We start from the raw sequence: 9,301 nt of genomic DNA on the forward strand, positions 1-9,301 counted from the left end.
GGCTCAGACCTCGCGCAGGCGGCGGGCCACCTGTTCGGGGACGGTGTCGGTGACGAAGGCGCCCATGCCCGACTCGGAACCGGCGAGGTACTTCAGCTTGTCCGCCGAACGCCGGATCGAGAAGAGCTGGAGGTGCAGGTAGCCGAGGTCGTCGGGGTCGTCGACCGGCCCCTGGTGCCACGCGGCGATGTAGGGCAGCGGCGCGTCGTACAGCCGGTCGAGGCGGGCGAGGAGATCGAGGTAGACCGAGACGAGCGCGTCGCGTTCGGCGTCGTCGAGGTCGGGGATCGTCTTCGCCCTCCGGCGCGGGTAGAGGTGCACCTCCACCGGCCAGCGCGCGGCGGCCGGGACGAACGCGACCCAGTGCGGGTTCTCGGCGACGACCCGGACGCCGCGCGGCGTTCGGCGTCGAGCACGTCGGTGTGCAGATCGCCGCCGGTGCGGCGGCGATGCCGCAGCGCCGCCCGGAACATGCGGGACGTGCGCGGCGTCGTGAACGGGTAGGCGTAGATCTGGCCGTGCGGGTGCGAGAGGGTCACGCCGATCTCCTCGCCGCGGCTCTCGAAGCAGAACACCTGCTCGACGCCCCGGACGCGCGACAGCGCGGCCGTGCGGTCCGCCCACGCGTCGACGACCAGCCGCGCGTGGCCGGGGGACAGGTCGGCGAACCTCTTGGAGTGGTCGCTGGAGAAGCAGACGACCTCGCAGCGCCCCACGCCCGGCCGGACCTCGACCAGCGGGTGGTCGCCGGGCCCGCCGTCCGGGGCCGCGCCGGTCGAGAGGCTGGGGAAGCGGTTCTCGAAGACGACGACGTCGTAGTCGTCCGCGGGGATCTCCGTGCGGCGCCCGTCCGCCGACGGGCACAGCGGGCACTCGTCCGCCGGGGGGAGGAACGTGCGGCCCTGCCGGTGCGACGCGATCATGACCCACTCTTCGAGCAGCGGGTCCCGGCGCAGTTGCGCGGTCGTGCTCACCGGCGGCAGCGTCCGCGGGTCGGTGCCGGTCCGCCGCGCGTCGGCGCCGAGGTCGAAGTAGATCAGCTCCCGTCCGTCGGCGAGCGTGGTGGCGGTCTTGTGCGGGGTCATGGTTCCTTGTGGGGCGTAGTGGCGACCGTGCGGAATCCGGCGTTCCCCATGGACGAGTCAGGTGTGTTCGAGGAGCGGGCGGCGTTGCGGTACCGGTTGCAGTAGGAGTCGTGGCAGAGGTAGGAGCCGCCGCGCAGGACCCTGGACGCGCCGTCGCCGGGGCCGGTCGGGTTCTCGCTCGGCGACGTCCGGTAGTAGGCCGGGTCGAACCAGTCGGCGCACCACTCCCAGACGTTCCCGACGGTCTGCCAGAGCCCGTAGCGGTTGGGCTCGAAGGACCGCACGGGCGCGGTCGTCGCCCAGCCGTCCTCGGCGGTGTTGCGCGTCGGGAAGTCGCCCTGCCAGATGTTGGTGCGCCACGTCCCGTCCGGCATCAGGTCGTCGCCCCAGGGGAAGCGGGCGCCGGTGAGGCCGCCCCGGGAGGCGAACTCCCATTCGGCCTCGGTGGGCAGCCGCCGTCCGCTCCACGCGCAGTACGCGACGGCGTCGTCCCAGCTCACGTGCACCACAGGGTGGTCGTCGAGCCCGTCGAGGCCGCTGCGGGGGCCGCCCGGGTTCCGCCAGGACGCGCCGCGCACGCCGAGCCACCAGGGCGCGCCGTCGAACGAGCCGATCACGTCCGCGGGGGCGGCGGCGAGCGCCAGGTGGAACACGGCGGAGAAACCGTAGGTCTCCGCGTCGGTGACGTAGCCGGTGGCGTCGACGAACGCCGCGAAGGCGGTGTTCGTGACGGTGGTCGCGTCGATCGTGAACGGGTCGACGCGCACCTCGTGCACCGGGGTCTCGCCGTCGGACGGGTCGCCGTCGCCGGAGTGGTCGCCCATGCGGAACCGTCCGCCGGGGACGGTGCACTGTTCGGCGGGCGGGCCCGCCGGGCCGGGGGCGGGCCCCGGAACGATCGTCCGGGGCCCGGCGGAACCGGCGGGACCAGTGGAACCGGCGGGACCGTCGTGCCGGAGGGCCGGCGCGCAGCACGCCGCCGGTTCCGGGGGCCGGTCGGTCATGGAACGGTCCTTTGGTAGGTGGCCTCGTCCAGACCGCTCAGGGTCGGGTCGTACGCCACCTCGCCGACGTCGTACATGGACGTCATCCAGTGGTAGAAGTTGTCGCCGCGGTCACGGAGCAGGGTGTAGAGGCGGCGCATCATGCGCGCGCGGACGTCCCGCATCTCGGGCAGTTCGTAGCGGTTCAGCAGCTCGTCCGGGTCCGACTCCAGGTCGTAGAGCTCGTTGACCGAGTCGGGGTTCACGACGAGCTTGTACCGGTCCGTGCGGAGCATCCGCTGGGGATACGGGAAGTGGTGACCGTGGAACTCGCAGACGATGTCGTCGTCCCATTCGGCCGCATCGCCGTCGAGCAGGGGCAGCAGGCTGCGCGAGTCGACGGCCGCCTTCGGGTCCAGCCCGGCGAGTTCGAGGATCGTCGCGGTGCAGTCGAGCAGGCTCACGAACTCGTCGCGGACCACCCCGCCGGGGCGTCCCGGCACGCGCAGCAGCCCCGGCGTGCGGTAGATGTCCTCGTACATCGCCGGGCCCTTGTCGTGCAGCCGGTGCGCGCCCGTGAACTCGCCGTGGTCGCAGGTGAAGAAGACCGAGGTGTCGTCGGCGAGCCCGAGCCGCCGCATCGCGTCCATGACCCGGCCGATCTGCCGGTCGATGAGCGCCACGTATCCCCAGTAGACGGCGATCAGCTTGCGCGTCGTCTCGATCGGCATCGTGTCGAACGTCCAGTGGGCGCTGTAGTTCTTCTGCACCGGGGGCTTGCCGCGGAACGTCTCCGCGATCGAGCGCGGCAGTTCGACGCCGGACGGGTCGAAGAGGTCGAAGTACTCGTCCGGCAGGATGTACGGCAGGTGCGGGCCGAAGAAGTGCAGGGCCAGGAAGAACGGCTTCTCCCGGTTCCGGACGTCTTCGGCGTACCGTTCGAGCATCTCGATCGCCCGGGTGGCGAGGTAGTGCTCGAACGTCGCCTCCACGGGCTGGTGCAGCCGCGCGGCGAGCAGGTTCCCGGGGCCGCCGTTGGGCAGCGTCCCGCGGATCCGGTCGGAGATCTCGTACGGCGGCAGGTCGTGTTCGGCGAGGTAGGCGAGGTAGTCGGGGTTGTCGACGGGGTTGTGCCAGCCGGGCAGGTCCGGCCCGTCGAAGCCGAAGTCGGCGGCGGTCTTCTCGGTGCCGACGTGCCACTTGCCGATCAGGCCGCAGTTGTAGCCCTGCTCCCGCAGGGCACGCGAGAACGTGAACTGCCCGTCGGCGAGGTCCTCGATGTAGCCGACGTTGCGTTCGTGGTTGGCGAGCAGCTTGTGCCGGAACGCGCCTGCCCGGTCAGCAGGCTCGCGCGCGCCGGGGTGCAGATCGCGGTCGGGGTGTACCACCGGTCGAAGCGGGTGCCGCTGCTCGCCAGTTCGTCCAGGACGGGCGTGGCCGCCCGCTCGTTGCCGTACGCGCCGAGCGTGTCCGCCCGGTGCTGGTCGGTCATGAGGAAGAGGATGTTGCGGGGCTGTCCGGGCTTCGTCACTTGGCGGCCGCCGTGAACAGGTCGCCCGTGTAGAAGGTCTTCGGGTCGACCGACGCGTCGAGCTTGCCCGCGTCGACGAAGTAGTCGGTCATCGTCGTCAGCCACTTCCCGACGGTGCCGTCCTTGGTCATCGTGTCGAGTTCCTCGACCGACAGCACCTTGACGTTGGCGGCGTCGGCCTTGACCTGGTCGACCGGCATGTCCAGCATCTCGGCGGTGAGCTTGATCGACTCGTCCATGTTGGCCGTCCGGTACTGCATCGCCTCGCGCAGCGCCGCGAGCAGCTTCGCGGTCTTGTCCTTCTCGCCGGAGACGACCTCGTTGCCCGCGACGAACGCGGTCGGGAACGCCATCTCCGCCTCGAAGTCGGAGTTCTTGGCCAGCTCGGTCAGGTCGGGGACCTGCTTCTTGATCGTCGCGATGGCCGGGTACCAGAAGCCCGCGGCGTCGATCTGCTTGGAGGAGAACGCCGACACGATCGTCGAGGCGTCCATGTTGACGACCTTGACGTCCTTCTTCGTGAGGCCCGCCTTCTTGAGGGCGAGGGTGAGGATCATGTCGCCCGAGGTCCCCTCGGGCACCCCGACGCTCTTGCCCTTGAGCTGCGCGAGCGAGGTGATGCCGCCCTGCGCGATGACCCGGTCGGCGTTGCCGAGGGTGTTCAGCGCGATGATCTTCGCCTGGCCGGAGGCGGGCAGCCAGAACGCGCCGGGACCGATGTATCCGACGTCGAGGTCGCCGGTGCCGAGCGCCTGGATCTGCAGCGGGCCGTTGGTGAACACCTTGGCGTTCACGTCGAGGCCGTGCTTCTCCCAGATCTTCTGGTCCTCGGCGATGGCGAGCAGGCTCGTGCCGTTGTAGTCGTTGATGTAGCCGAAGTCGACCTCGATCGCGTCGCCTCCGGCACCGGAGTCGCCGCAGGCGGAGAGCATCAGCACGGCGGCCGCACCGAAGGCGTGACGGCGGAGAATCTACGGGAAAGAGACATGTCCGTTCCTCGGATCAGGCCGTGGACGATGACGGCATGGGGTGCTTCGAATCGGCGGCCGTGCGGCCGTCCTGGTGGTACACGGAGTGCCAGACGCGGTTGCGCAGCGCGGCGAACTCCATGCTGAGCCGGAACTCCTCCGATCGGGGGTAGGGAAGGTCGACGTCGACGACGTCGTAGATCCGGCCGGGGCCCGCGGCCATCACGATGACGCGGTTGGCGAGGAACACCGCCTCGTCCACGTCGTGGGTGATGAACAGGACGGTGCGCTTCTCCTCGCTCCAGGTGTCGAGCAGCTGCTCCTGGAGCTTCACCCGGGTGAGCGCGTCGAGCGCGCCGAACGGCTCGTCCATCAGGAGGATCGAGGGGTTCCCGGCGTACGCGCGGGCGATCGCGCACCGCTGCCGCATCCCGCCGGACAGCATCTTGGGCAGCGCGTCGGCGAACTGCGCCAGGCCGACCAGGTCGATGAAGTGCTGCGCCCGGTCGCGGCGCTCCGCCTTCGGCACCCGCGCCGTCTTCAGCCCGAACTCGACGTTCTTGCGGACCGTCAGCCAGGGGAACAGCGCGTACTGCTGGAAGATGACGCCCCGCTCGGGACCGGGGCCCGACACGGCGGCGCCGTCCACGAGCGCCTGCCCGTCCGTCGGCCGCTCCAGGCCCGCCAGGATGTTCAGCAGCGTGCTCTTGCCGCAGCCGGACGGGCCGACGACCGTGACGAACTCGTTGTCGGCGATGTCGAGCGAGACGCGGTCGAGCGCGGTGAAGGACTCCTTGCCGAGGGCGAAGACCTTGCTGACGTCCTTGACCGAGATCTTCGGTGGGCTGGTCATCGGCGCTCCTGCCATCCGGTGAGCTTGCGTTCGGCCAGCAGGAGCACCCGGTCCATGAGCAGGCCGAGGATCCCGATGGTGATGAGTCCCACGAAGATCGTGGGCAGGTCGTAGTACAGCTGCGCGTTCTGCATCCGGTAGCCGAGTCCCTCCTGGGCGGCGATCAGCTCGGCGGCGACCAGCGTCGCCCACGCCGACCCGAGCCCGACCCGCATCCCGACGAGGATGAACGGGGTCGACGCCGGCACGACCACGCGCAGGAAGATGCCGAGGTCCTTGGCGCCGAGGACGCGCGCCGCGTTGATCAGCGTGCGGTCGATGTCGACCACGCCCTGGAACGTCGAGATGACGCAGACGAGGAACGCGGCGAGGAAGATGACGAAGATCTTCGGTGTCTCGCCGATGCCCATCAGCACGATGGCCAGCGGGATGATCGCCAGCGGCGGGATGGTGCGGAAGAACTGCACCCACGGCTCGACGAGCCCGCGGACGAACCCGTACCAGCCCATGAGGAACCCGACCGGGATCGCGAGGCCGGTGCCGAGGGCGAACCCGGCGAGGACCCGGCCCATGCTGGCGAGGATGTCCTCTTGGAGCGTTCCGTCCGACAGGAGCGTCCCCGCCTTCGACACCACCTCGCCCGGTGTCGGGAGCGTGAGGCCCGCCGCGGCCAGCGCCCACCACAGGGCGATGCCGAACCCGACGGACACGGCGTTCAGCAGCAGGGAGATCCCCCTGCGGCGCGCGCCCGCCGCTCCGCCCGCCGAGCCCGCCGTCGTGCCCGAGCGCCCCTTGCCGGTCGGTGCGCCCGAGCCGTCCCGCCCGGCGCGGCTCCCCTGGCCGCTCTGATCACTGAGCACGGCCATAAGCCACTCCTCTGTTCGTTGTCTTCCGTGCGCGCTCGATCGGCGCGGTGGCGGCGGGGGGCGCCTCGGGCGCTCCGGATAGGCCGCCAGCAGCGGCGAACTGTGGAAGAGCGCGGCGAGCGCGCCGAGCGCGCCGTCGTCGTCGGACAGCTCGGCCCGGCGGACGACCGGCCGGGAACCGCCGGGGAAGTGCTCCGCCGCGATGGCCGCGGCGGCCTCCTCCAAGACGGCGGGCGCCACCCTGGTGATCTCGCCGCCGATGACGATGTCCGCCGGGTCGAGGATCAGCGACGCGGTGCCCAGCACCCGTCCGACGGCCGCCCCCGCCGCCCGCAGCGTCCGGTCCGCGACCGGGTCGCCGCGCCGGACCGCGGCGGCCAGGCCGTCGAGGTCGGCGACGCGAGACCGCGGTCCCGGCAGGTCCGCAGGATGGCGGGGACGGACGCGAGGGTCTCGACGCAGCCGCGCTTCCCGCAGCGGCACTCCAGGCCGTCCGGGGCCACGGTGACGTGCCCGAGCTCCCCGGCCAGCCCGGACGATCCGGTGACCAGCCGTCCGCCGACGACCAGCCCGCCGCCGACGCCGTCGGAGATCCGCAGGTAGAGCAGGTTCTCGACGGAGCTGCGGCCGAAGACGGCCTCCGCGAGCGCCGCCAGCCTTGTGTTGTTGTCCACGATGACGGGCGCCCCGAACCGCTTCGCGAACGCGGCCTGCACCGACGCCTCGGGGGTGCCGTCCTCCGCCGCGTCCTCCGCCGCGTCGTGCGGCGTTTCGTGCGGCGTTTCGTGCGGCGCCATCACGAGGACGCCCGGCGTCGCGCGGTACGGCCCGGGGACCCCGATGCCGATGCCCTGCAGCGCGCCGAAGTGCACACCGGATTCGGCGCTGAGCCGGTCGATGAGCCGGAACGCCAGTTCGAGCCGGAGCGGCCAGGGAGCGTCGTAGTACCGCTCCGACCCGGACAGGACGATCTCGTGCGACGCGTCCGCGACCGCCAGCCGCACCCGGCGATGACCGAAATCGACGCCCATGAACTGCCCGGAGGCCGGATCCAGGGCGAGCCGCTCGGCCGGGCGGCCGCTGCCCTCCCGCTTGGCCGCGTCGGTGTCGACGACCACGATGGCGCCGCGCTGCAGCAGGCTGCCGGTGATCTCGGAAAGGGTGGTGCGGGACAGCCCGACGGCGAGGGCGATCTGCCGGCGGCTCATGGCGCCGTGCTCACGCAGGACGCGCAGCACGCGCTCCTCGTGAGTGCGCCGTACCAGCGCATGAACTCCAGCCGACGTCGTCATGGCGCAACGCTGACAGCGGGCAATTTTTCCGTCAACACTCCGACAGAAAGATCCTGTGCGCCTCCGGATCGTCTCCGGATCGCCACCGTAGCTCCCGGCGAGCCGGTGCCGAACCGGTGCCGGACCCGGCCGCACCGCGCGTCCAACGACCTTTCTGCCGCTTGTTCACCGACGGAAAGAGTCTCTATACCGTCACGTCCCAGGCAGGGCAGCGGCGTCCTGCACGACGAAGGTGGAGTGAGCGATGATCGGCTCCGAAAACGGCCCGCGCCTCGGCCGGCGATCCCTGCTGATCGGTGCCGCCGGTTCCCTGGCGGCTGCGGCGCTGCCCGCGACCGCCGCCGCGCAGGCGATCCCGGCGGACGCCGCGGCGCGGCGGCGGTACCCGTCGAACTGGCCCGACCCCGCCCCATACGGCCTCGCCGACACCCGGCCGGACCTGTGGCCGCGGCGCGACAACTCGTTCGTCCTCCCGCTCGAACTGCGCCCCCGCGACCGGGAACGCGGCGTGGTCTGGATGCGCGACACCTACGTCAACCGCTTCGTCGTCGGCGGCCGGTCGCTCTACGTCGCCACCGGCACCAGCCGCGTGCCCGGACTCGACCGCGCCGCCCCGTGGAACGACGGCGTGTTCGTGTGGGTGGCCCGGTCGCTGCGGGGGCCGTGGCGGCTGGTCGACACGACCCGGGTCCGGCCCGGCGCCGAGAAGGGCAAGGTGTGGTCGCCCGAGTTCGTCGCCGAGAACCGGCCCGGACGGACGGTCGTCGCGCCGTGGCAGGAGTACTGGCACGACGACGAGTTCGGCAAGCGCGGCGAGGTGTGGGCGCCGGAGGTGCACTACTTCCGCGGCACCTGGTACATCGTCGCCTGCATGGGCGACCACTCCCGCAAGGTCGGCTCGTTCATGCTGGTGAGCGAGGGCGGGATCGAGGGCCCGTACCGGCTCGTCGAGGGCAACCTCGACAAGCCGTTCGGCGAGTCGTTCATCGGCGGGCCGAAGTTCATCGAGCCCGGCGCGTACCACCACATCGACGGCGGCATGTACACCGAGGACGGCGAAGCGTGGCTCGTCCTGCACAACGACCTGTACGCGAAGTTCCGCGACGACATGGAAGACATCGTCCCGACGACCGATCTACCGACGTTCCGGCAGACGCCCTACTCGCCGGAGCCGTACCTCGAAGGCGCCTACGTCATGAAGTTCCAGGGCAAGTACTACCTCTCGCACGCCGTATGGGACCGGACGTCGACCGACCCGGACGGCGGCACGCGCTACGCCTACGACCCGGGCGGCGCGGGCCGCACGCAGTACCAGTACGACACGGTCATCGCCGTCTCGGACCGCTTCGAGGGGCCGTACTCCGAGCGCTGGACGCTCGGCGTCGGCATCGGCCACAACAACCTGTTCACCGACCGCACCGGGCGTCCGTGGGCGACGTTCTTCCGCAACCCGAACGCCGGGTACTGGTCCGATCCGTCGCGCATCGACGACGCCGCCGTGCCCGGAGTCGTCCGGCTGGAATGGACGGGACCCGAGGGCGGCCGCCTGTACGTGCAGCGCCGCGGCCGGGGGCACCGGTCCCATGGCTGACGACCGTTCACGGACGCGCACGCGGCGCACGCGGCGCACGCCACGTCGTCGCCGCCTCCGCACCGGCCGCCGTCGCCGCCGCCCTCGTCGCCGTCCCCGCCCTCGCCGCGTGCCCGGCGACGCCGCCGCGGG

The 9,301-nt window shown here is 71.4% G+C and carries 8 protein-coding genes and 1 pseudogene; 1 reads left to right on the forward strand and 8 read right to left on the reverse strand.

The annotated features are described in order from the left end of the window. Nucleotides 1-3: 3 nt before the first annotated feature. From galT to BJF79_RS49405, 8 genes and pseudogenes are all read right to left on the reverse strand, one after another. Nucleotides 4-1,085 (reverse strand): annotated as a pseudogene (gene galT, locus BJF79_RS49370) (galactose-1-phosphate uridylyltransferase). Further along, complete coding sequence (locus tag BJF79_RS49375; protein WP_083734852.1) at nt 1,082-2,089, reverse strand: formylglycine-generating enzyme family protein; 1,008 nt, start codon at nt 2,087-2,089, stop codon at nt 1,082-1,084. Before BJF79_RS49375 ends, galT begins: the two are co-directional and overlap by 4 nt. Then, nucleotides 2,086-3,381 carry a sulfatase-like hydrolase/transferase gene (locus tag BJF79_RS49380; protein ID WP_410050241.1) on the reverse strand — a complete coding sequence of 432 codons (1,296 nt, stop codon included), beginning with the start codon at nt 3,379-3,381 and terminating at the stop codon, nt 2,086-2,088. Before BJF79_RS49380 ends, BJF79_RS49375 begins: the two co-directional genes overlap by 4 nt. After that, nucleotides 3,276-3,560: a sulfatase-like hydrolase/transferase gene (locus tag BJF79_RS68205; RefSeq protein WP_410050242.1), complete on the reverse strand. Its 285-nt coding sequence runs from the start codon at nt 3,558-3,560 to the stop codon at nt 3,276-3,278. Before BJF79_RS68205 ends, BJF79_RS49380 begins: the two co-directional genes overlap by 106 nt. Before the next feature lie 35 nt (nt 3,561-3,595). Continuing rightward, nucleotides 3,596-4,531 (reverse strand): aliphatic sulfonate ABC transporter substrate-binding protein, encoded by a 936-nt coding sequence (locus tag BJF79_RS49385; protein ID WP_083734854.1) that lies wholly within the window; start codon nt 4,529-4,531, stop codon nt 3,596-3,598. 70 nt (nt 4,532-4,601) lie between these two features. Beyond that, nucleotides 4,602-5,420: an ABC transporter ATP-binding protein gene (locus tag BJF79_RS49390; protein ID WP_075907473.1), complete on the reverse strand. Its 819-nt coding sequence runs from the start codon at nt 5,418-5,420 to the stop codon at nt 4,602-4,604. Continuing rightward, nucleotides 5,417-6,667 (reverse strand): ROK family protein, encoded by a 1,251-nt coding sequence (locus BJF79_RS49395; RefSeq protein ID WP_262403713.1) that lies wholly within the window; start codon nt 6,665-6,667, stop codon nt 5,417-5,419. The genes BJF79_RS49390 and BJF79_RS49395 overlap by 4 nt, the downstream gene beginning before the upstream one ends. Next, nucleotides 6,571-7,524, reverse strand: coding sequence for an ROK family transcriptional regulator (locus BJF79_RS49405; RefSeq protein ID WP_075907474.1), 954 nt, complete (start codon nt 7,522-7,524; stop codon nt 6,571-6,573). Before BJF79_RS49405 ends, BJF79_RS49395 begins: the two co-directional genes overlap by 97 nt. Nucleotides 7,525-7,822: 298 nt before the next feature. Here BJF79_RS49405 and BJF79_RS49410 point away from each other — a divergent pair, with 298 nt between their 5' ends. After that, the gene (locus BJF79_RS49410; RefSeq protein ID WP_075907475.1) at nt 7,823-9,169 is read left to right on the forward strand and encodes a family 43 glycosylhydrolase; all 1,347 of its coding nucleotides are present in this window, start codon (nt 7,823-7,825) and stop codon (nt 9,167-9,169) included. Nucleotides 9,170-9,301 lie beyond the last annotated feature (132 nt).

It is taken from the genome of Actinomadura sp. CNU-125 (assembly GCF_001942465.1).
Classification (GTDB): Bacteria; Actinomycetota; Actinomycetes; order Streptosporangiales; family Streptosporangiaceae; genus Spirillospora.